At 64.6% G+C, this 21,495-nt stretch carries 20 protein-coding genes and 1 pseudogene; 10 read left to right on the forward strand and 11 right to left on the reverse strand.

The features are described 5' to 3' along the window. Positions 1-283: 283 nt before the first annotated feature. Positions 284-475, reverse strand: coding sequence for a CsbD family protein (locus BGI01S_RS19420; RefSeq protein ID WP_042327614.1), 192 nt, complete (start codon positions 473-475; stop codon positions 284-286). Between the two features lie 175 nt (positions 476-650). Here BGI01S_RS19420 and BGI01S_RS19425 point away from each other — a divergent pair, with 175 nt between their 5' ends. From BGI01S_RS19425 to BGI01S_RS19445, 5 genes are all read left to right on the forward strand, one after another. After that, positions 651-977, forward strand: coding sequence for a hypothetical protein (locus tag BGI01S_RS19425; RefSeq protein ID WP_042327615.1), 327 nt, complete (start codon positions 651-653; stop codon positions 975-977). Positions 978-1,278: 301 nt separating this feature from the next. After that, positions 1,279-2,559 carry a DNA (cytosine-5-)-methyltransferase gene (gene dcm, locus BGI01S_RS19430; protein ID WP_042327616.1) on the forward strand — a complete coding sequence of 427 codons (1,281 nt, stop codon included), beginning with the start codon at positions 1,279-1,281 and terminating at the stop codon, positions 2,557-2,559. A gap of 95 nt (positions 2,560-2,654) precedes the next feature. Next, on the forward strand, positions 2,655-3,101 hold the full coding sequence (locus BGI01S_RS19435; protein WP_042327617.1) for a very short patch repair endonuclease: 447 nt from the start codon (positions 2,655-2,657) through the stop codon (positions 3,099-3,101). A 171-nt stretch (positions 3,102-3,272) separates the two neighbouring features. Continuing rightward, a complete protein-coding gene (locus BGI01S_RS19440) occupies positions 3,273-3,776 on the forward strand; it encodes a YbhB/YbcL family Raf kinase inhibitor-like protein (RefSeq protein ID WP_042327618.1) in 504 nt (167 codons plus the stop codon). A gap of 94 nt (positions 3,777-3,870) precedes the next feature. Next, entirely contained in the window at positions 3,871-5,313 is a 1,443-nt protein-coding gene (locus tag BGI01S_RS19445; protein WP_084585425.1) for an MFS transporter, read from the forward strand. Positions 5,314-5,480: 167 nt separating this feature from the next. On the opposite strand, the gene otsA is transcribed toward BGI01S_RS19445, so the two are convergent. From otsA to BGI01S_RS19475, 6 genes are all read right to left on the reverse strand, one after another. Continuing rightward, positions 5,481-6,911, reverse strand: coding sequence for an alpha,alpha-trehalose-phosphate synthase (UDP-forming) (otsA, locus tag BGI01S_RS19450; RefSeq protein ID WP_042327619.1), 1,431 nt, complete (start codon positions 6,909-6,911; stop codon positions 5,481-5,483). A 224-nt stretch (positions 6,912-7,135) separates the two neighbouring features. Beyond that, positions 7,136-7,348, reverse strand: coding sequence for a hypothetical protein (locus BGI01S_RS19455; RefSeq protein WP_042327751.1), 213 nt, complete (start codon positions 7,346-7,348; stop codon positions 7,136-7,138). Between the two features lie 151 nt (positions 7,349-7,499). Continuing rightward, entirely contained in the window at positions 7,500-7,736 is a 237-nt protein-coding gene (locus BGI01S_RS31160) for a hypothetical protein (protein ID WP_042327620.1), read from the reverse strand. Positions 7,737-7,824: 88 nt separating this feature from the next. Beyond that, positions 7,825-9,222 carry a sigma-54-dependent transcriptional regulator gene (locus BGI01S_RS19465; RefSeq protein ID WP_042327621.1) on the reverse strand — a complete coding sequence of 466 codons (1,398 nt, stop codon included), beginning with the start codon at positions 9,220-9,222 and terminating at the stop codon, positions 7,825-7,827. 301 nt (positions 9,223-9,523) lie between these two features. Further along, the gene (locus BGI01S_RS19470; protein ID WP_042327622.1) at positions 9,524-9,787 is read right to left on the reverse strand and encodes a hypothetical protein; all 264 of its coding nucleotides are present in this window, start codon (positions 9,785-9,787) and stop codon (positions 9,524-9,526) included. Between the two features lie 62 nt (positions 9,788-9,849). Continuing rightward, complete coding sequence (locus BGI01S_RS19475; RefSeq protein ID WP_042327752.1) at positions 9,850-10,167, reverse strand: DUF883 family protein; 318 nt, start codon at positions 10,165-10,167, stop codon at positions 9,850-9,852. A 335-nt stretch (positions 10,168-10,502) separates the two neighbouring features. Between BGI01S_RS19475 and BGI01S_RS19480 the strand changes: the two genes are divergently transcribed. The 3 genes from BGI01S_RS19480 (at position 10,503) to BGI01S_RS19490 (ending at position 13,049) form a co-directional block, all read left to right on the forward strand. Next, positions 10,503-11,558, forward strand: coding sequence for a sigma-54 interaction domain-containing protein (locus tag BGI01S_RS19480; RefSeq protein WP_042327623.1), 1,056 nt, complete (start codon positions 10,503-10,505; stop codon positions 11,556-11,558). A gap of 355 nt (positions 11,559-11,913) precedes the next feature. Further along, positions 11,914-12,492, forward strand: a complete 579-nt coding sequence (locus BGI01S_RS19485; protein WP_042327624.1) for a hypothetical protein — start codon at positions 11,914-11,916, stop codon at positions 12,490-12,492. A gap of 2 nt (positions 12,493-12,494) precedes the next feature. Next, the gene (locus tag BGI01S_RS19490) at positions 12,495-13,049 is read left to right on the forward strand and encodes a hypothetical protein (protein WP_042327753.1); all 555 of its coding nucleotides are present in this window, start codon (positions 12,495-12,497) and stop codon (positions 13,047-13,049) included. Positions 13,050-13,159: 110 nt separating this feature from the next. On the opposite strand, the gene BGI01S_RS19495 is transcribed toward BGI01S_RS19490, so the two are convergent. Continuing rightward, complete coding sequence (locus tag BGI01S_RS19495) at positions 13,160-14,506, reverse strand: ABC transporter ATP-binding protein (RefSeq protein ID WP_042327625.1); 1,347 nt, start codon at positions 14,504-14,506, stop codon at positions 13,160-13,162. Positions 14,507-14,525: 19 nt separating this feature from the next. Then, positions 14,526-16,277: an ABC transporter permease gene (locus BGI01S_RS19500; RefSeq protein WP_042327626.1), complete on the reverse strand. Its 1,752-nt coding sequence runs from the start codon at positions 16,275-16,277 to the stop codon at positions 14,526-14,528. A gap of 742 nt (positions 16,278-17,019) precedes the next feature. Between BGI01S_RS19500 and BGI01S_RS19505 the strand changes: the two genes are divergently transcribed. Next, positions 17,020-18,711 (forward strand): sensor domain-containing diguanylate cyclase, encoded by a 1,692-nt coding sequence (locus BGI01S_RS19505; RefSeq protein ID WP_042327627.1) that lies wholly within the window; start codon positions 17,020-17,022, stop codon positions 18,709-18,711. Positions 18,712-18,868: 157 nt separating this feature from the next. Beyond that, positions 18,869-19,134 (forward strand): annotated as a pseudogene (locus tag BGI01S_RS19510) (hypothetical protein). A gap of 121 nt (positions 19,135-19,255) precedes the next feature. Here the strand turns inward: BGI01S_RS19510 and BGI01S_RS19515 are convergent. Then, positions 19,256-20,572 carry an ATP-binding protein gene (locus BGI01S_RS19515; RefSeq protein WP_042327628.1) on the reverse strand — a complete coding sequence of 439 codons (1,317 nt, stop codon included), beginning with the start codon at positions 20,570-20,572 and terminating at the stop codon, positions 19,256-19,258. Continuing rightward, a complete protein-coding gene (locus tag BGI01S_RS19520) occupies positions 20,556-21,281 on the reverse strand; it encodes a response regulator (RefSeq protein ID WP_012432166.1) in 726 nt (241 codons plus the stop codon). The genes BGI01S_RS19515 and BGI01S_RS19520 overlap by 17 nt, the downstream gene beginning before the upstream one ends. Between the last annotated feature and the right edge of the window lie 214 nt (positions 21,282-21,495).

Here is a 21,495-nt window from a genome sequence, read left to right on the forward strand (position 1 = left end):
GGCGCTATCTCCGGGTGGGTTGCGCCAAGTCTAAAGGCGTCGCCGCCCGCGCGGAATGCTCGCGACGCCGAACACGGGTTACTCCCAGGCGGCAGCACCGCGCCGATCCCGCAAGCGACCTTCAAGCTCTGACGCCAGCAGGTCAGGACGCCCGGCGAAAAAAACAACGCGAATACGACTCGTACAAACGCAAAAACGCAGGCAAGCGAAAAGAGGCGCCGAAGCGCCTCTTTCCACCGCCGGCGATCAGCCGGCGGCATTCAAAAGCCCCCGCAAGCCCGCCTTACGGCGCGTTGCGCTTTGCATTGTCCTTGGCGTCTTCCTTCGCGTCGCCATAGGCCTTCTGCACCTTGCCCGCGCCTTGCTGCAAGTCGCCCTTCAATTCCTTGCCGGGGTTGTCTGTGACCTTGCCAACGGCTTCGTTGACCTTGCCCTTGATCTGTTCACCCACGCCCTTCACCTGGTCCTTGTTCATGTTCGGCTCCACTATCTGGAATGCCGGCGCGACATTACGCCAGTATCCCTATCGAGCAACGGGTGTGCCCAGGCCGCTTATCGAGCCGATTCACCCGTGACCGCGCGCCAAAAAATATTTGCGGAAATCGCTAAAGTCCCGCCGCGGCGTGCCGTAAAGGTGCCATGGAGGAGCCATGGACCGCACACTCAATACGCTTTCGGGATCATCCCAGGCCGCGCTGGTCGATCGGGACATCGCGCATATTGCACGCGTGATGCGGACGTCTTTACACGGCGACCTGGCCGGTCCGATTCTGCCCGCCGCCTATTGGCGCAAGCGTCTGCACCAGTTGCTCGACACCGGCCATCTGTCCCATGCGCAACTGTGCACGGTCGACAGCCTCCTGCTGCAACTCGACCAGTTCGAAGCCGAACCGCAACCGGCATGGGACACGCTGGCCCCGGCCTCCGCGGCGCTGTTCCCACCGCCGTATCCGATGAGCGCCGGCGGCCAGGTTTGAACTAAAGCGAAGCGGCAACGCGGGCCGTTGCGCATCTGCCCGTCTGGCAAAAAGCCGCCCCGCCGCGGATAAAACAGGCCGCAAAAAAAGAAGGCCGCGAATCTCCTCGCGGCCCGAACACACGTCGCAACGCGGGGAATTCGCGTCACGTCGCAAGCCTACCCATCCAACTGTGACAACCTGATTTAGTCGGCGACGCGCGACGCATCGTCCGGAAAATTCCGCCTGTTCGTCGCAGAAATAGCGAAAACGGGACGACCTTAGGTCATAATGTCCGCAAAAATTCCCAGCAAGGACGCCTGTGACCCTCGCCGCACCGCTCAACCTGCTCCGGCAGGCGCGCGCCCGCTTTACTCAACGTGAAATCGCCACACATGTCGGCAAGGACATCAAGACGGTGCGTCGCTGGGAAAAAGGCGAGACGCCGTGCCCCTCGATGCTGGAGCCGGCTCTGCGCGATCTGCTGCAACAAGGTGCGCGGGCCACGAGCGGCGCGGCTGGCGACGCGCAGTTTCGCTTCATCGATCTGTTCGCCGGCATCGGCGGGATTCGCATGGGCTTTGAGGCGCACGGCGGCGATTGCGTGTTCACGAGCGAGTGGAACGATTTTTCGACCAAGACCTATCGCGAGAATTATCCCGGCGGCGGTGAGCCCGCATTGATCGGCGACATCGTCGCCTTCCCTGCAGAAGAGGTGCCGAGCCACGACGTGCTGTTGGGCGGCTTCCCCTGCCAGCCGTTTTCGATTGCCGGCGTCAGCAAGAAAAACGCACTGGGCCGTCCGCACGGTTTCGAGTGCACGACGCAAGGCACGCTCTTTTTCGACGTCGCTCGGATCATCGCGGCCAAGCGCCCCGCCGCGTTTCTGCTGGAAAACGTGAAGAATCTGCTGTCGCACGACAAGGGCCGCACCTTCGACGTGATCCTGCAAACCCTGCGCGACGAACTCGGCTACGAGGTGCACTACCGCGTGATCGACGGCCAGCATTTCACGCCGCAGCATCGCGAGCGCATCATCATCGTCGGCTTTCGCGGCGAAACCGGGTTCTCGTGGGACGATCTGCGACTGCCTGAACAGGGACCGCGGCTCGGCTCGATCCTGCATCGCACGGACGGCAGCGAGCCGGTGCTGCCGTGGGACCACGACCGCTTCTTCGATCACACCGCGCAACGCGTGCAGCCGAAGTACACGCTCACACCGAACCTCTGGACCTATCTGCAAAACTACGCGGCCAAGCACCGCGCGGCAGGCAATGGCTTCGGCTTCGGGATGGCCTACCCGGACAGCGTCACGCGCACGCTGTCGGCGCGTTATCACAAGGACGGCTCCGAGATTCTCGTCTATCAAGGCGAAGCGCTGCGCCCGCGCCGCCTGACGCCGCGCGAATGCGCGCGGCTGATGGGCTTTCCCGACACCTTCAGGATTCCGGTCAGCGATACGCAGGCCTACCGGCAATTCGGCAACAGCGTCGTCATGCCGGTGATGCGCGAAGTGGCGCGCATCATGCTGCCGCATGTACAAACCCTGCTCGCCGAGGAAACCCGCTATGGTTCGAAGCAAGCGCTTTCGCTGTACGCCTGAGCGACGCCACCGACGCGACCCGCGCGATCCACGCAACCGCGACGTGAACATCGCCCGGCGCCCGGTCGACGACCGCTCGTCCAGGCGCTGACACCATGGTCGATATCGTCGACAGCGCGACGCGCAGCCGGATGATGTCCGGCATTCGCGGACGCAATACCAAACCCGAAATCCTGATCCGCAGCCTGCTGCATCGTGAGGGCTTCCGCTTCCGTCTGGACGCGCGCGATCTGCCCGGTCGGCCCGACATCGTGTTGCCGCGTTATCGCGCGGTGGTGCTGGTGCACGGCTGTTTCTGGCACGGCCACGACTGCCATCTGTTCAAATGGCCGCAAACGCGGCCGGAGTTCTGGCGTGACAAGATCGGCCGCAATCGCAGCAACGACGACAAGGTTTGCAACGCTTTGCTCGCCGACGGCTGGCGCGTGGCCGTGGTGTGGGAATGCGCGTTGCGTGGCGCCAATCGCGATATCGCCGGCGTGTTGCAACGGCTCGTCGAATGGCTGAAGAGCGACGCGCCGAGCTTCGAGGAACGCGGCTGAAAACCGCTTCCGGTCTGGGCGCCCGAACGAATCGCGCAGCCGCTGGTGATACACTCGACTGGCTAACCCGGAGCGCTGCCGCGTGCCGTCGCGGGCCGCCCGTCGTGCGTCGTCCGCCGCGCAACCGCACGCTCCGACCATCCCAGAACCAATCAACAAGGGAGGCACATCATGGCTGATTTCCGTCTCTGGTCCGACGACTTTCCCACCAACGGCTTCATGCCGAAAGCCCACGAATATCACGACAAGGCGTTCGGCGTGGACGGCGAGAACATCTCGCCCGCGTTGCAGTGGGACGCGCCGCCCCCCGACACGCAAAGCTTCGCACTCACCGTGCACGACCCCGACGCCCCGACCGGCAGCGGCTTCTGGCACTGGGTCGTGGTGAACATTCCGGCCGACGCCCGCTCGCTGCCGCGCAATGCCGGCAAAGCGGACGGCTCGCTGCTTCCGCAAGGCGCGCTGCAGGTGCGCAACGACTACGGCACGGTCGGCTTCGGCGGCGCCGCGCCGCCGCGCGGCGACCGCGCGCATCGCTACATCTTCCGGCTGCATGCGCTGAAGGTGCCGCATCTGCCGATCAACGCCGACACCACCAACGCGGTGGCGCGCTTCATGACGCATCTCAACGAGCTCGACTCGACCACTCATACGGGCCTGTACGAACTCAAGTAACGCACACGACGCGCGGCCGCGTGGCCGACCACGGCAGGCCGCGCGCGTGGCTCCGGCGGAACGTCGAATCGTCCCACTACAAATCGAATAAACGATGCACGCACAATCCTCGCGCAACGACGGCCCGCCATCGCCTGCTGCCACCGACGCGCGCGCCGCGTCGTTCGGAAAAGGCGCCGAGTTCGGCCTGCCGGTACCGCAACGCTACTGGGCGATGCTGGTCATCGCCCTTGGACTCACGCTCGCGGTGCTCGACAGCGCGATCGCCAATGTCGCGCTGCCGACCATCGCGCGCAATCTGCACGCGAGCGCGGCCGGCTCGATCTGGGTCGTCAACGCCTACCAGCTCGCGATCACGATTTCGCTGCTGCCGCTCGCGTCGCTCGGTGACCGCATCGGCTACCGGCGCGTCTATCTGAGCGGGCTGGTGCTGTTCACGGTGTCGTCGTTCGGTTGCGCGTTGTCCACTTCGCTGCCGACTCTCGCGTTCGCGCGCGTGATCCAGGGCTTCGGCGCAGCGGGCATCATGAGCGTGAACACGGCGCTCGTGCGGATGATCTATCCGCCCACGCAGTTGGGACGCGGCGTCGCGGTCAATGCGATGGTGGTCGCGGTGTCGTCGGCGGTCGGCCCGACCGTGGCCTCCGGCGTGCTCGCGATCGCGTCGTGGCCCTGGCTGTTCGCGATCAACGTGCCGATCGGCATCGCGGCGATCGTCGGCGGCTTCAAGGCGTTGCCGCTGAACCCCGGTCACGAGTCGCCGTACGACTACCTGAGCGCGGTGATGAACGCGTTCGTATTCGGCCTGCTGATTTTCGCGGTCGACGGCCTCGGCCACGGCGAGCGCTTCGGCTATGTCGCGGTCGAAGCGATCGCCGCGCTGGTGATCGGCTACTTCTTCGTGCGGCGTCAGTTGACGCAATCCGCGCCGCTGCTGCCGATCGACCTGCTGAAGATTCCGGTGTTCGCGCTGTCGATCGGCACGTCGGTCTGCTCGTTCTGCGCGCAGATGCTGGCCTTCGTGTCGCTGCCGTTTCTGTTGCAGGAGACGTTGGGGCTGTCGCAAGTCGAAACCGGTCTGCTGATGACGCCGTGGCCGGCCGTCATCATTTTCGCGGCGCCGATCTCCGGCCTGCTGTCCGACAAGGTGTCGGCGGGCTGGCTCGGCGGTATCGGGCTCGCGGCGCTGACACTCGGGCTGCTGCTGCTCGCCACGCTCGGACCGCATCCGGAGCCGCTGCAGATCGCGTGGCGCATGGCGTTGTGCGGCGCGGGCTTCGGCATCTTCCAGTCGCCGAACAATCGCACGATGCTCGCGGCCGCGCCGCGCAATCGCAGCGGTGGCGCGAGCGGCATGCTGGGCACCGCACGCCTGACCGGCCAAACGCTCGGCGCGGCGCTGGTCGCGCTGATCTTCGGCGTTGCTCCGCAGAACGGGCCGATCGTCGCGCTGTACGTGGCGGCCGGCTTCGCGGCAGTCGCCGCGGTGGTCAGCACGATGCGCGTGAAGCACCACGTCAACGCGCAGGCTGTGTGACGGTGTCGATCCCGCGCGCACGTGTGCGCAAACAGAAACAGGAAGGGCGCGCATCGTGTGATGCGCGCCCTTCCTGTTTTAGTTCGTTCTCCGATCCTGCTCTAACGCCACTGCTGGACGTGACAGCCTGGGCGCCTGCCGCTCGATCATGGCAAGCGCCGCTCCGGCTACGACGATGAAGCCGTCACGTCAGCGAGCTTTACCGCTTTGGCCGTCACCGAAGAGGCGGTCGCGACGTTGCGCAAATCGTCGAGGAACGTGTCGCGCCACACCGAAAGGTTGTTCTCCCGCATCGGCGCCATCATGTCGGCGTGCCGCGCCTGACGCTCGGCGAGCGGCATCGACAGCGCGCGCTCCAGCGCTTCGGCCATTTGCGACAGATCGAACGGATTGACGACCAGCGCGCCCGGCAGCTGCTCGGCGGCGCCCGCGAATTGCGACAGCACCAGCACGCCGGGATCGGCCGGGTCCTGCGATGCGACGTATTCCTTCGCGACGAGATTCATGCCGTCGCGCAACGGCGTCACGTAGCCAACTTGCGACTGACGAAACAGCGCCATCAGCAGATTGCGTTCGTACTTGCGATTCAGGTACTGGATAGGAGTCCAGTCGAGCTGCGCGAAACGCCCGTTGATGCGGCCCGCTTCGCCCTCCAGTGTCTGACGGATGCGCTGATAGGTCTGCACGTCCGCGCGCGTCGGCGGCGCGATCTGCACGAGCGACACGCGGCCGTGCCATCCCGGCGCATTCAGCAGCAGCCGTTCGAACGCCTGGAAGCGCTCCACCAGCCCCTTCGAATAATCGAGACGGTCGACGCTCATGATCAGCTTGCGTCCGCGCATGCCGTCGCGCAGGCTACGCACCGGCTTGCGGTCGGTGAACTGCTCGGCGGCTTTCGCGATCGCGTCCGGATAGATGCCGATCGGATATGCGCCGACTTTCAGGAAGCGGTTATATGCGTGCACCATGCCGTCTTCGCTGGAGGTGCCGTGCTGGCCGCGCTCGACATAATCGACGAACGACTGGCGATCCGCCTCGGTCTGAAAGCCGATCACGTCGTAGCTGCACATCGCCTTGACCAGTTCTTCGTGCGGCGGGATCGTGCGTAGCACCTCCGGCACCGGAAATGGAATATGCAGGAAAAAGCCGATCGGATTCTTCACGCCGAGTTCGCGCAGGCACCGCGCGAACGGCAACAGATGGTAATCGTGCACCCAGATGATGTCATCGGGTTTGAGCAGCTCCTTGAGCTGCTTCGCGAGCGACGCATTCACGCGCTGATAGCCCGCGTATTCCTGCCGGTCGTAGCGCGACAGGTCGTTGCGATAGTGGAAGGTCGGCCACAGCGTCGCGTTGGAAAAGCCGCGATAGTACTGGTCGTAGTCGCGCTTGGTGAGGCCCACCGTCGCGTAGGTCACGTTGCCCTGCTTCTCGATCACCGGGGCGGACGGCTCGCTCACCGTCTCGCCGCTCCAGCCGAACCAGACTCCACCGGTTTCTTTCAGCGCGTCCAGCACGCCAATCGCGAGTCCGCCCGCAGCGGGGCGTCCTTCCTGGGTCGGCGCGACACGATTCGATACCACGATCAGTCTGCTCATTGGTGCTCCACCTAGTTCAGTGTTTCGTTGGATACGGATATGTGCCGCAAAGGTGCACGCAAGTCGCATGCCCTTTTTTGAGATATTGAAAACAAAAATGTATGCAAATGTGACGAACGAGCACAATCCCGCGACGCTGCTGCATCGCGAAGAATTTTTTTCTGCTTAATCCACCGAACCTGGAAAACCTTCTGCCGTCAAGGCGACGAACTGTCTTCGTGGACTCAGGCGTCCTGTTCCGAGCCGAGATCGCGCTGGTACTCCAGCCCTTCCTGGCGCACGCCGCCCTGGTTGTGCTCGCCGTCGGGCGGTGCATCGGGGGCAACGCGGTTTTGCGCGGCGGGGTCCGGCGACGCCGCCGGCTCGGCCTTGTTGCCGCCCGGCCTGGCATCGCGCTTCGAGTGGCGCGCGGAACGTCGCAATGCGGGATGTCTCATGATCGATGCCTCCAGGGGAAGCCCGCCGCCGAAGAGCGGCATCCATACAGTCTAGGGGTCGCGCAGGTAAATTGCCGGTAAAAAATGCGCCGCGCTTGTAACAAATACATAAATTTGCCGCGCCGATCGAGGGCGCGGCGGACGGGGCGTGTCAGAGTTGCATCCGCTGCGTGGGACGCTCGCGGGCTTGCGGCGTCTGTGTCGGTTGGGCCGGCGGATCACCGATCGGCGGGGCCACCGGCTCGACCGGTTCGATCGGTTCCGGCGACGGGCTGGGGATCGTGTCAGGCTCGCCGGGATTTGGCGGCGGTGACGGCGGTTCGATCGGTTCGGGACGGTGAGCGTGCTTCGGAAGGGGAAGCGCGGGAGCGGCAGCGTATTCCGGCATGTCGGTTATCCTCATTTTGCGTTCCAATGGATCGCAGCAAGGCCTATGCCGTTACGATGCCCTCCCGGCGGCAGAGGCTTGGCGCGCTTCAGGCGTCCGCTCCGCCCAGTGCGCGCGATTCGTCGGCATCGCTGTCTTCACGCGCATCGTTGCCGTACTCGACCAGACGGTTGTATAGCGTCTTCAGGCTGATGCCGAGGATCTCGGCGGCCCGCGTCTTCACGCCGCCGCATTGTTCGAGCGTCGCGAGGATCAATTGACGATCCGCTTCGGCGAGCGACGTGCCGAACGGAATCGTGATGGCCGTGCCGGCAGCGGGTTTCGACAACGTGATCTGCAACGGCACCGTCGCGGTACTGTCCGAATCCGTACCCGACATGATGTGCGCGCGCTGCACATAGTTCTTCAGCTCGCGCACGTTGCCCGGCCATGGATACGACATCAGCATTTCCTTAACGGCGGGCGGGAAATGCTTCTTCGTGCTGTGGCGCTCGTTGAGTTCGTCGAGGAAAGCCTGCGCGAGAAGCTCCACGTCCTTGCCGCGATCGCGCAGCGGCGGCAAGCTGATCGGAAACACGTTCAGCCGGTGGTAAAGGTCGAGCCGCAGCTTGCCTTCGAGCACCGCCTGCTCAGGATCGCGGTTGGTGGCCGCGATCAGGCGCACGTCCGTTTCGATTTCCTTGGTGGTACCGACCCGCATGAACATGCCGGTTTCCAGCACGCGCAGCAGTTTCACCTGCAACTCGATCGGCATTTCGGTGATTTCGTCGAGGAACAGCGTGCCGCCGTTTGCCCGCTCGAAATAGCCCTTGTGCTGCCGGTCCGCGCCGGTGAACGAGCCGCGCTCGTGGCCGAACATTTCCGATTCGATCAGGTTCGGCGAGATCGCCCCGCAGTTCACCGCGAGGAACGCATGCTTGCGGCGCAAGCTCAGCTCATGCAACGTCTGCGCGGCCACTTCCTTGCCGGTGCCCGACTCGCCGACCAGCATCACCGAAGCCGCCGTCGGCGCGACGCGGCCGATCTGGTCGTAGACCTCCTGCATCGCCGGCGAATTGCCGAGCATCAACCCAAAGCGGCCCATGCGGCGCAACTCGCCACGCAGCGTGCCGATTTCCGCCTTCAGGTCGCCGGCGCGCGGCAGGCGCGACAGGATCGCCTTCACGCGCTGCATGTTGATCGGCTTCACCAGGTAATCGGTGGCGCCCATCTTCAGCGCATTGACCGCCGACTCCACCGTCGCGTGGCCGGTAATCACGATCACTTCCACGCCGGAGCGCGGATCCAGATCTTCGAACAGATCGACCCCGCTGCCGTCCGGCAGCTTCAGGTCCGTAAAGACGACATCCGGCATCTGCCGGACCAGTTGAATGCGCGCTTCGCGCAAATCGCCCGCGGTGGCGGTGGTCAAGCCGTCTTCCCCGATGATGGCGGAAAGCGCCTCGCGGGTACCGGCATCGTCATCGACAATCAGTACATGTGGCATCGCGTCTCGAAAGCCTGCAAGCGTGGGTGGGGAGCATGCGAATGCGCATGCTGAAAAGTGAACCGGCGGCGGCGCGCCGTGCTGTGACGCGCTCCCGAAATGGGGCGCGCACTGACACTACGCGCACGCACCCGCCCGGTGACTTCATACAATATTGCAACAATAACCCGGGAATTCCGGATCGTCGGTGCGCCATTGTTGTGTATTTGCCTATTATACGGCTTTCTCAAGCCGAATTAACAATGTTGACGCGGCCCCATCCGCCAAAATTACACGGCAGCACGCGGCCCGCGTCCGGATGTCAACTACGCGGAAACGGCCACGCGCGGCCATCGCCGTTCGAGTGGGCAGAGCCATTCGCGCCGTGCTCGCCGGGGGCGGCGCTGGCCGCCGTCAGCGCGCCGGCCGGCGCAACCGGCGTGGCGACCGTGCCGCCCTCGCCTTCCCAACGGCTCAATTCCCGCGCGGACGGAAAGTCGCTCGCGCGCTTGCGCTGCACATAGCGGACCGCCAGAAAGCCGCCGAGCGCCATCAACGCACCGAAGATGCCAATTGGTCGTGCCATCGTGAACTCCTTGTGGTCGTGAAGGGTCGTGAAGCGGACAGGTGCCGCACTGCGCGCGCGGCTCAGCGCGCGGTCAGAACACCGAGCAGGAAGCCTACACCCGCCGCGATACTGATCGCGCGCCACGGATTGTGCCGCACGTAGCGTTCCGTGCTGACGGTGGCCGCCCGATAACGCCGCTGCGCGTTGTGTTGCGCATCGCCGAGCGCCGATTGCAGGGTTTCGACATGCGTGCCGAGCCGGTCGCGCAATGCGTCGACGCCCTCGCCCGGCACGTTGGCGGCAAGCCGCAGCATTTCTTCCGAGTCCTTCAGCAGCACCCGCAAATCCTCGACAATCTTCTGGCCGCCGAGTGCAAGTTGTTGCGTGGTGTCAGTCATCATTCACTCCTCGTCTAGGTTCGGCGTGCGCGCTGCTTCTCCCCGGCTTTGATCTCTTTCCTCGATTTCAGCCGACGCAAAAGCACACGCGTGTCGGGTCTTTGTCGCAAACGACGTGCCCGGTAAATTCGGCGCGCGTCCACAGCATAGTCCCATGAGCGACGCACATTCGACCGATTGCGCGCGAATGTCCTGCGCCACACGTCACTTCGATTGCCGGGACACGTCCCGAAGTGGTTAAATCGTCTTTTGTGAGATATTCGCTGTACCGCTCTGTCTCGCACCCCAAGGCCTGCGCGCCGCAACAACAACTTCATTTGCACAGGACCCCCGCTATGGCGTCAATCGATCTGGACTCGCCCGTGTCCGCTGGCGGTAATGCTTCGCCGTCCGCGAAGCAGCGCGTCGCGGACGGCGTCGCGGGACTGAAATCGTACGGCCTGCTGTACGGTTCGTCGCCGGTGATGCTGGATCTGTACGAGCAGATCGAGCGTGTCGCCGGCACCGACGCGACCGCGCTGATCATCGGCGAATCGGGCACGGGCAAGGAATTGATCGCCCGCACGATTCACGATCAAAGCAACCGCAAGGACGCCGCGTTCGTCGCCGTGAACTGCGGCGCGATCCCCGACGAACTCATCGAAGCCGAACTGTTCGGCCATGAAAAAGGCAGCTTCACTGGCGCGGTCCAAGGCCGCGTCGGCTACTTCGAACACGCGAACGGCGGCACGCTGTTCCTCGACGAAATTACCGAGATGGCGCCGGTGCGCCAGGTCAAATTGCTGCGCGCGCTCGAAACCGGCACCTTCTACCGGGTCGGCGGGAACGACCTGATCAGCGGCAACGTGCGCGTGATCGCTGCGACCAATCGCGATCCCGCCGTCGCCGTGAAAGAAAACGGTTTGCGCGAAGACCTGATGTACCGGCTTGCGGTGTTCCCGTTGCGCGCGCCGCCGCTGCGCGAGCGCGAAGGCGACCGCGAGCTGCTCGCGCAGCACTTCCTCGCGCAACTGAATTTGCAGGAAGGCACGAGCAAGAGCTTCAGCAAACGCTCGATCGAAACGCTGCGCACCTGGTCGTGGCCCGGCAACGTGCGCGAGTTGAAGAACGCGGTGTATCGCGCGTTCATTCTTGCGGAGAAGACGGTCGAGCTGCCGCATCCGCATCTCGCTTCGCGGGTCAAAAAGGCGGTCACGCAGGGCGATGCGATGAGCGTCTGGATCGGCACGCCGCTCGCCGACGCGCAGAAGCAGATCATCCTCGGCACGCTCAAGTATTGCGGCGGCGACAAACGGCGCGCGGCCAAGGCGCTCGGTGTGAGTCTCAAGACGCTGTACAACCGCCTGAGCGCATACGGCGACGAAGGCGCGGAAGAGGAAGCCGAGCAGTAAGCGCGAAGCGAACGGCGCTGCACCGCGACATCGCCACACGTTAAGGCGGCGCCATCCATTTTTGTTTCATGCTCACGCGATCCCCTCGCGTGAGCGCCTCTCCGCTATCTCAATAGCGCTTATTCCAAGATAAAATCGCCGCTTCACTTTGCTTCGCATTGCCAGGCAAATTCGCAGACTGTCCAGCAGAAACTCGTTTGCTCTGCATCATGTTTTGCAATTTCTTGCACTTTGCCACTGCCAATTACAAAACGCATCCTGCAAAATGCGGCAGCGTATTTGAGAGACGTGCCGCTCGTTCGCATGCTCGCTTGACGCGTGAATGAAAGGCACTTGCACGAGCAGAGACAGGGAAATGCAAAAAAACAGGATGTGGGCCGGCCGGGTAAAACAGGCGGCCAAACGCGGACGTCCCCATGCAACGACGCTCCTCGCATTGGCGTTGGTGGTCTCGTCGGGGTTGAGTGGTTGCAGTTCGCTGTACTCCGAAGGCGCTGTCGCCGGCGCCGGTGTCGCGGGCGCGGCAGTGGCGACGAAGGTCACCAGCAATGCGGCCGTCGCCACCGGCATCGGGCTTGGCGCAGTCGCCGCGGCCCGCGCCGGCGTGCAGTACTCGGAGCGCGTGGTCCATAGAAATACGCAGGACGGCATCGCTCGCGTGGCCGGGCCGCTCGACGTCGGCGCGGTGGCGCCGTGGAGCGTGACCCACTCGTTCCCGATCGAAGACGACGAACACGGCCGCGTCACCGTCAGCCGCGCGATCAGCACCGGCGCGCTCGACTGCAAGGAAATCGTCTTCTCGGTCGACCAGACCGCCACCAAGAACGTCCCGGCAAGCAGCGCGTTTTTCGTCGCGTCGATCTGCCGTGACGGTCAGAACTGGAAATGGGCGTCGGCTGAACCCGCCACCGAACGCTGGGGTGCGCTGCAATGAGCATGCTCCCGCATCGAGTGGCGCGTGCCGAGCGAGCCGCGCGACGCTCCGGCAACCGGTTGCGGCTCATCGCGGCCGGCGCGCTCTGCGTCGGCGCGAGCCTGCTGACGAGCGGCTGCGGCTCGATCGGCGCCGCGAGCGGCGCCGCGGCGGGCGTCGCCTCGGGTCTCGTGACCTCGAACCCGGCTGTTGCGATCGGCGTCGGCATCGCCGTGCAGGCTGCGACCGACGAAGCCGTCAACCGTTACCTGCGCAGCATGCACAAGGACCAGCAGGACCTGATCGCCGCGTTGGCGGGCGCGATGCCGGTCGGCGAAACGCGGCCGTGGTCGGTCAAGCACACGCTGCCCGTCGAGAACGGCCACGGCGAAGTGCGCGTGACGCGCGCGATCGGTTCGTCGCTCGCGCTGTGCAAGGAGTTCGTGTTTTCGGTGAAGGACGGCGACGCGCCGAATGCGCCGGAGGCCTGGTTCACGGCGAGTGCTTGCCAGCAGGACAAGGGCTGGAAGTGGGCATCGGCAGAACCGGCGGTCGAACGCTGGGGCAATCTGCAATAAAAAAGCGGCAGGTTTTATCCTGCCGCTTTTTGCTTGAATCGCTTTAAAACGTTTCGAGCGATTTTCTTTGAAGGCTCTCAAAGACGCTCAAAACGTCAGTCCGGCCTGCTTTAAGACTCCACGTCTTCCAGACTGAAGATTTCGGTCTGGTCGTTATACGAGAAAATCTCGCCATAACGGCCCCAGTTGATGACCGCGTCAAGCGTTTCTTCCGCGGCGCTGTCCGACAGAAAATCCTCCAGTTCCTGCTCGAAGCGCACGCGTGGCGCACGATGCCCCGGCCGCTCGTTCAACACTTTCTTGATCCGCGCGGCGAGCGGCACGTGCCGCAGCAGATGCTCGGCGAACATCATCTTACGTTCCTGCGTGCCGAATTCGGAGAACACGCGTGCGGGCGGCGTCAGGAAAATATCGCCTTCGCGCACGTCGGCGAAACCGAGGTGCTGCAGCACTTCGGCGACCGGGAACAGATCGTCCACCTCCAGATGCAGCGAGCGTGCGATTTCCGGCATGTCCGCGCGACCGTGGTACGGCGCGGCCGCCAGCGTCTCGATCAGACCGGCCATCAGGTTGGTCGATACATGCGGCAGCCAGCTATGCAGCTCCAGCCCCTTCTTGGTCTTTTCGTCGGTCTGACGCGCTGTCATCTTCGCGTAGATCTCGTCGACCAGACGGCGGAACGCCGGGTCCAGCCGGTTGCGCGGATGCTTGAACGGCACCTTGATCTCGGCGATCACGCGGCCCGGATTCGACGACAGCACCAGAATCCGGTCGCACATGAACACCGCTTCCTCGATGTTGTGCGTGACGATCAGCACCGCCTTGATCGGCATGCGGCCTTGCGTCCATAGATCGAGCAGGTCGGTACGCAGCGTTTCGGCGGTCAGCACGTCGAGCGCGGAGAACGGCTCGTCCATCAGCAGCAGCGTCGGGTCGACCACCAGCGCGCGCGCAAAGCCGACGCGCTGCCGCATACCGCCCGACAACTCGCGCGGATACGCGTTTTCGAAACCGTCGAGACCGATCAGGTCGATCGCGGCAAGCGCGCGCGTGCGCCGCTCGGCGGCGCCGACGCCTTGCGCTTCGAGACCCGCTTCCACGTTCTGCAACACGGTCAGCCACGGGAACAGCGCGAAAGTCTGGAACACCATCGCGACGCCCTTCGCGGGGCCGTCGAGCGGCTTGCCCATATACGTGACTTCGCCGTCGGTCGGCTCGATCAGACCGGCGATGATGCGCAACAGCGTCGACTTGCCCGAGCCCGAACGGCCGAGCAACCCGACAATCTCGCCTTCGCGCAACGACAGATTCGCATCGTCGAGCACGAGCAGTTCGCCCTGCGACTTGTTGAAACCGCGGCACACGTCCTTGACGCGCAGGATCTCTTCGCCGAGGCGCGGCGGCTTCGGCGGCGTCTGGATCGGCGCGGCGGTCATAGCAGCTTTAGGATTTTGCATCGCGTTATGCCTTCATATTTCAATCGAGCCGGAGCTTGGCTTCGGCGTAGGCGTACATCGGACGCCACAGCAGGCGGTTGAACAGGGTGACGAACAGGGACATCACGGCGATGCCCACGATGATCTTCGGATAGTCGCCCGCCGCGGTGGTCTGCGCGATGTACGCGCCCAGCCCGTGGGCGGCCACCCGCGTGTCGCCCCACTGCACGAATTCCGCGACGATACTCGCGTTCCACGCGCCGCCCGACGCGGTGATCGCGCCGGTCACGTAGTACGGGAAGATGCCCGGCAGCATCGCCTGACGCCACCATTGCCAGCCGCGGATGTGGAAATTCTTGGCCGCCTCGCGATAGTCGTTCGGATAGGAACTCGCGCCGGCGATCACGTTGAAAAGGATATACCACTGCGTGCCAAGCACGATCAGCGGCGACAACCAGATGTCCGGGTTCAGATGGAAGCGCACGATCGCGATCACGAACACCGGGAACAGCAGGTTCGCCGGGAACGCGGCGAGGAACTGCGCGAGCGGCTGGATCTTCTCGGCCAGCGCCGGCCGCAGCCCGATCAGCACGCCGACCGGCACCCAGATCACCGACGCGATCGCGATCAGCACCACCACGCGCAAGAGCGTGATGAGCCCGAGCACCAGCACGTGGCCGACCTCATCGAGCGTCACGCCGGTGCGCACGTAGAGGAACACGCGGTACACGACGTACACCGTGGCGATCAGCACGAACGCCGCCCACAACATGTCGCCGAGCTTCGAGGTTTTCTCGCGTTGCGGAATCTGGAAGCGCGGCGCGCTGAACGCCGGCAGCTGGAAACGCACCCGCGCGGCCTTCGCGAACATCCAGCCGATCGGCACCAGCAAACGGTGAATCAGGCGCGTGCGGCGAATCAGGTCGAGCAGCCAGGATTCCGGCGCATCGCCCGAGCTGGTGTTTTCCATGCGGAACTTGTCGGCCCATGCGACGAGCGGGCGGAACAGAAACTGGTCGTACGCGAGAATCACGACGGTCATCGCGAGGATCACCCAGCCGATCGCATGCAGGTTCTTGACCGCGATCGCCTGCGCCAGATACGCGCCGATGCCCGGCAGCGTGATCGTCCGGTTGCCGACCGTGATCGCTTCGGACGCGACCACGAAGAACCAGCCGCCCGACATCGACATCATCATGTTCCAGATGAGGCCCGGCATCGAGAACGGCACTTCGAGTTTCCAGAAGCGTTGCCACGAAGTCAGATGGAAACCGCGCGAGACTTCGTCCAGATCGCGCGGCACCGTGCGCAGCGACTGATAGAAGCTGAACGTCATGTTCCAGGCCTGGCTCGTGAAGATCGCGAAGATCGCCGCGAGTTCGGCGCCAAGCACGCGCCCCGGAAACAGCGCGAGGAAGAACGTGACCGTAAACGAAATGTAGCCGAGCACCGGCACCGATTGCAGGATGTCGAGAATCGGCACCAGCACGAGGCCGGCGCGGCGGCTCTTGGCCGCGAGCGTGCCGTACACCAGCGTGAAGATCAGCGAGGCCACCATCGCGGCGAGCATGCGCAGCGTGGTGCGCATCGCGTACTCGGGCAGGTTCGCCGGGTCGAGCGAGATCGCCTGGGTCTTGAGCGTCGACATCGGCGCGAGCGTTTCGTGAAAGCCGATCGCCGCCATCGCGATGATGCAGATGATCAGCGGAAACGCGACGAAGTCCCAGCGATTGGGCAGCACCCGCCATGCCGACGCATTGGCAGTGCGCTTCAGGTTAAAACTGAAATCCATCAGACGCCCTCCCCTTCGATGCAGGCATGGGTTCGCTCGAAGGAGGCCGCGGCTTCGGCGCGGCGGTCTGAAGATCGGTCCGGAAAGCGGAAATCAGGCATGGCAAAACGCGTGTGCGCGGTAAATCGTTAGCGTTGGAGACACGTGGAACCGGTGACGGACGAGTCGTGGACGAGCCGTCCAGGACCACCACCATCACGCCGGACTCCTGTCGCCGCAGGCGCCGCCCGAAGGCTGGCGAGCTTTCCTCGTTTTGGACGGCACGACACTACACCATCCTATGTTTCAGGCACAACCTTTCGCGGTAAATCGCGATAAATCGCTGCCGAGCTCGCCACGCGGGTCCTGGGCGGCGTCGTCGCAACTTGCCGGGGGCCGTCGATCGTGGCGCGCGAGCCACATCGGCAAAGAGCGCATCCGAGATCGCACCGGCCATTGCAGCAGCGTTCGCGAGCGCGACAAACCGTCCAGGCGACCCGTGCAACCATCAAGAAACCGGCTGGGTTGCCGTTAAGAACCCGATGGCATCGGCACATGCACTTCGCATTCCCGCAATAACGGTGGCGTCTGGCCCCATGCCGGTTAAAATCAGGAAACGACGCGCATGTTCGTCGGCGAGCGGTGTTTATCCCGGGCCACAGCGGCGGCGAATCGCCAGCCGCTTCCACAGGGTCGACACAGCGCCTGCGCGCTGCCACGAATGAGCTAGTTGCATGTCACAGCCAGACGGATCAGAGGGTCGATGAACAGGACAACCTTGCGCCAGGTAACCGGACCGATCAGCTTCGTGCTGATCGTACTGGTTTGCTGGTTCGTGGCCGGCATGGTCGCGGACCGGATGGTACAGCAAGAGCTGGACGCGGCGCTGCGCGCGCAGCGGCAAATGTCCGCGTCGATCGTCGACAACATGGCCGAGGTGATCGCCAGCGACCTCGCCATGTCCCGCGCCATCCCCGCGACCATGGCCGAAATGGACGTGGTCCAGCGCGCCCTGGTGCAATCCCAGAATTATGCCGCGAACAATGAAACGGCGGAACCCGCGCTGCGCGCCGCGTTGCTAAAAGATGCGCAGATGACCACGGTCAGCCACTTCCTGCACGACGCGCAAGGCTTCTCCGGGCTCGACCAGATCTGGCTCGTCAACGCCAACGGCATCTGCGTGGCGTCGAGCAACTCGATCAACAACCCGCTCGCGGCGGAGCGCTCCTTCGTCGGCGTCGACATGCGTACGCGTGGCTATCTGACCAGCGCGCTGCTCGGCGCGTTTGCGGAGGCCTACGGCGTCGGTCACGCGAGCGGCGAGCCGGGCATCTTCATCGCCGCGCCGGTGTATGCGGACGGCCTGCTGGTCGGCGCGGTCGTCGCCAAGGTGGGGATCGCGCGGCTGCGTCACTGGGTGGCGCATGCGGGCACCTTCGTCGCCGACGACAACGGCGTCATCATCATGGCGCACAACAGCGAGCTCGAAGGCCGCACGCTGCCGAACTCGCGCGTCACGCAGATGAGCCCCGCCGAACGCCGTCTCATCTACCACCGCGACGCCTTCCCCGACATGCGGATTCGCGTCGACACGCAGGTGCGCGAACAGGCGCCGTGGGTGCCTGCGGCGGTCGCCGGCCAGTTGTTCGGCATGACCGAGCAGCACATACCCGCGCTGTATCAGGACCGCGTCGGCCTGAATTCGGGACTGTCCGCGCATCTGGTCGATCCGCTCGCGGCCTGGCCGGAATTGCTGCGCAATCATAAGCGCGACCATCTGCTGGTGTTTCTGACGCTGGCCGGCACGGTCGCGCTGGCATGGGTGATCACCGTATCGTACGTGCGCGAGCGGCGCCACCATCGCGCGACCCGCGACCTCGCCGAACAATTGCAGGCCGCCAACACGCTGCTCTCGGCGGAGGCGCGCCACGACGCGCTGACCGGTGCGCTGTCGCGACGCTATTTCCTGGATCTGCTGCGCCATGAGATCGATCGCGCGCATGCGAACAACGAGCCGCTGTGCATGGCGATCGCCGACCTCGACCACTTCAAGCAGATCAACGACCGCTTCGGCCATGCGGCCGGCGACCGCGCGCTCGAACATTTCGTCGACACGTGTCGCGCCGAGCTGCGCGGCGCCGACGCGATCGGCCGGCTCGGCGGCGAGGAGTTCGGCCTGCTGCTGCCGGCCACCGATCTGGCCGGCGGCCGCGAAGTGGTCGAACGCTTGCGGCTGCGTCTGAAAGCAGTGCCGTCGCCGAAACTGCCGCCGTCGGTGGGGCTGAGCGTGAGCATCGGCATCACCGAGCTCTCGCCCGACGATCTGCCCGAGCGGATCGTGAGCCGCGCCGACACCGCGCTCTATGCGGCGAAGACCGGCGGCCGCGACCGCACCGAAGCGCTGCCGCCCGACGACACCGCGCCGCCCGCGCGCACGGTGGCGAACGTCTGGTAACGCGGCGCCTGCCGCTCTTCCCACCCGCGACGCTCGTGCGCCGGTGCGTGCGCAAGCTGACCTAACGCAAGCGCGCGACACGAGGCTTCCGTGAACTAAGCAGGTATGATCGATCCTGATATCGAGATTGACGGTACCGCTCTAACGGGAGATTCGCATGAAGGGAAATTTGATCATCGTCTGTCGCGATCAGGATGCTGATGCATTCGATCATCTGCTGGCCGAATACGGTGCGTTCCAGACGCGCCTGTCGTCCACCGCGTGGTATCTGAAGCTGGCGGTTGCGCCGGAACTGATTCAGGAAGAGATACTGGCGCGTCTCGGCAAATACACGACGCACTACATCTTCGAAGCCGAACGGTGACGTGGAATACGGTGGACAGCGACGCGGCGAATGCGTTGAACACGCTGTTCTCGGACTGACTCGCAGTTTTTTATCGGGCTTTGTCGGGCTTTATTGCCTCGCCTCCGAACCGCGCGTCCGGATGGCCGATCGGGTCATCTATCACGGTGCAGACGCATCGCGCCCGCACCGCCCCGACACCTACCACGCGCTTTCCGACGTTGCCGCCACACGCGGCAACACTTCGAACGGAAAGCTCATCAAGACCCGCAAGCCACGGCCGCCGTGGTTGCCGATCTCCCACTCGCCGCCCGCCCGCCGCACCAGCCGCTCGACGATCGCAAGCCCGAGTCCGCTATGGCCATTGCCGCCGCGCGCCGGATCGAGCCGCACGAACGGCCGGCTCGCGTTGATCAGATCCTGGGCGGCGATCCCGCTGCCGTTGTCGCTCACCGACAGCGTGAAGCCTTGCGCGGTGCGCGCGGTGGCGACGGTGACCGGCGGCGCGCCGTACGCATGCGCGTTATCCAGCAGGTTCGACAGGATGCGGTCGAGCGTGGCCGCGGGCAGCAGAAACGCCGGCCCCGCGTTCAGCTCGGTCTGCACGGTGGGCGCACCCGCGGCCACCGCGCGATAACTGCGCACGACCCGCTCGCACTGCGCGTCCACTTCGACGGCTTCGCTGCGATCGGCGCCGTCGTGTGCGAACACCAGGAACTGCTCGACGATATGCGTCATCGAATCGACGTCACGCACCACGCCGTCGCGCATCTTCACTTCGTCCATCATTTCCGCGCGCAACCGCAAACGTGCGAGCGGTGTTTTCAGATCATGCGCGACACCGGCCAGCATCACCGCGCGATCGTTCTCGGTGCGGGCCACTTCCTGCACCATCTGATTGAAGCCGTGTGTCAGTTGCCGCAACTCGCGCGGACCGCGCTCCGGCACCGGCGGCACCGGCAGGCCGCGGCCGAAACGCGCCACCGCCTGGGCCAGCGAGCGCAGCGGCTGCTGCAACGCCCACGCGGCGAACAGCGCCGCCATTACCGCGAACGAGAAAATGATGGCCAGCCACAGCACCGTGCGGTCGAGCGAGCGCGGCATGCGCAACGGCTGCATCGGCACGACGATCCAGCTGTGATCTGCAGCCGCGCGCACCCATAGCGTGGGCGGACGCCCGGGCAAACCGACCCGCACCTGGGTGTCGGACGGCATGCGCTCGCGAACGTCCTCGACGAAACGTTCGAGCGGGGGCGGCATTTCCTCGTTTTCGGGCGGCACGTCGGAACTCGCGGGGTCGACCAGTTTGACGCGCGACGGCAACGGCTGGTCCGGCGTACGGGCGACGTGCTGGCGCACCGCGTCGACGAGGAAGGTGGCTTCCTCGACCGCGTAGCGCGTTTGCAACTGGTTGCGTTCGAGCCGCATCAGCGCATACCACGCGAAGTGCGACAGCATCAACACCGCGACGACTAGCAGCGCTAGTCGCCCGAACAGCGAGTCAATGGGCCGGCGCATGTTGCTCGCCGTCGGGCACGAACACGTAGCCGCGCCCGCGCACGGTCTGAATGAAGCGCGGCGTGGACGGATCGGTTTCGAGGATGCGGCGCAGGCGCCACACCTGCACGTCGATGCCGCGGTCGGTGCCGTCGTATTCGGGACCGTGCAGCAGTTCGAGCAGGCGCTCGCGCGTGAGCGTGCGCATCGGATGGTTGACGAAGATCTTCAGCAACGCGAATTCGCTACCCGACAGCGTGAGCGGCTTGTCTTCCAGATGCAGCGTGCGCGATTGGAAGTCGAGCGTGAAGCGGCCGAAGTTGAACGGCTCGCGCTGCTCCGGCGCCGCCGCCGACGGCAGCGTGCGACGCCGCCGCAGCACCGCCTGCACGCGCGCGAGCAACTCGCGCGGATTGAACGGCTTGCCGAGGTAGTCGTCCGCGCCGAGCTCCAGCCCGACGATACGGTCGACGTCGTCCGCACGCGCGGTGAGCATGATCACCGGGATGTCGTCGCCCGATGCGCGCAGCTTGCGCAGCGCGGTGAGTCCATCGACGCCGGGCATCATCAGATCGAGCACGATCAGATCGGGACGCTCGCGTTCGAGCCTGCGTTCGAGCGAGCCCGCGTCGTGCAGTACCGACACTTCGATGCCCTGGCGGGCCAGATAGTCGCGCAGCAGGTCGCGCAATTCGACGTCGTCGTCGACAACAAGTATTTGAGTAGCCATGGAATGAAGTTTAACGCGCAGCTGGAAGGGTTTTCGTTAACCGATGCCCCTCAAGGGTTACCGGGTGTTACGGTGAAAGGCGCACGTAATGGTCAGTAATAGCCGCATCAAGCCGCGTAACACAGCAATCGGCGCGCTTCTCTACGCTGTGTCTTACCGAATGCAGGCAGTCCACATGACCGGTTGCATCGTCGGCTATTCCATTACAAGGAGC

Source organism: Paraburkholderia ginsengisoli NBRC 100965, from assembly GCF_000739735.1.
Classification (GTDB): Bacteria; Pseudomonadota; Gammaproteobacteria; order Burkholderiales; family Burkholderiaceae; genus Paraburkholderia; species Paraburkholderia ginsengisoli.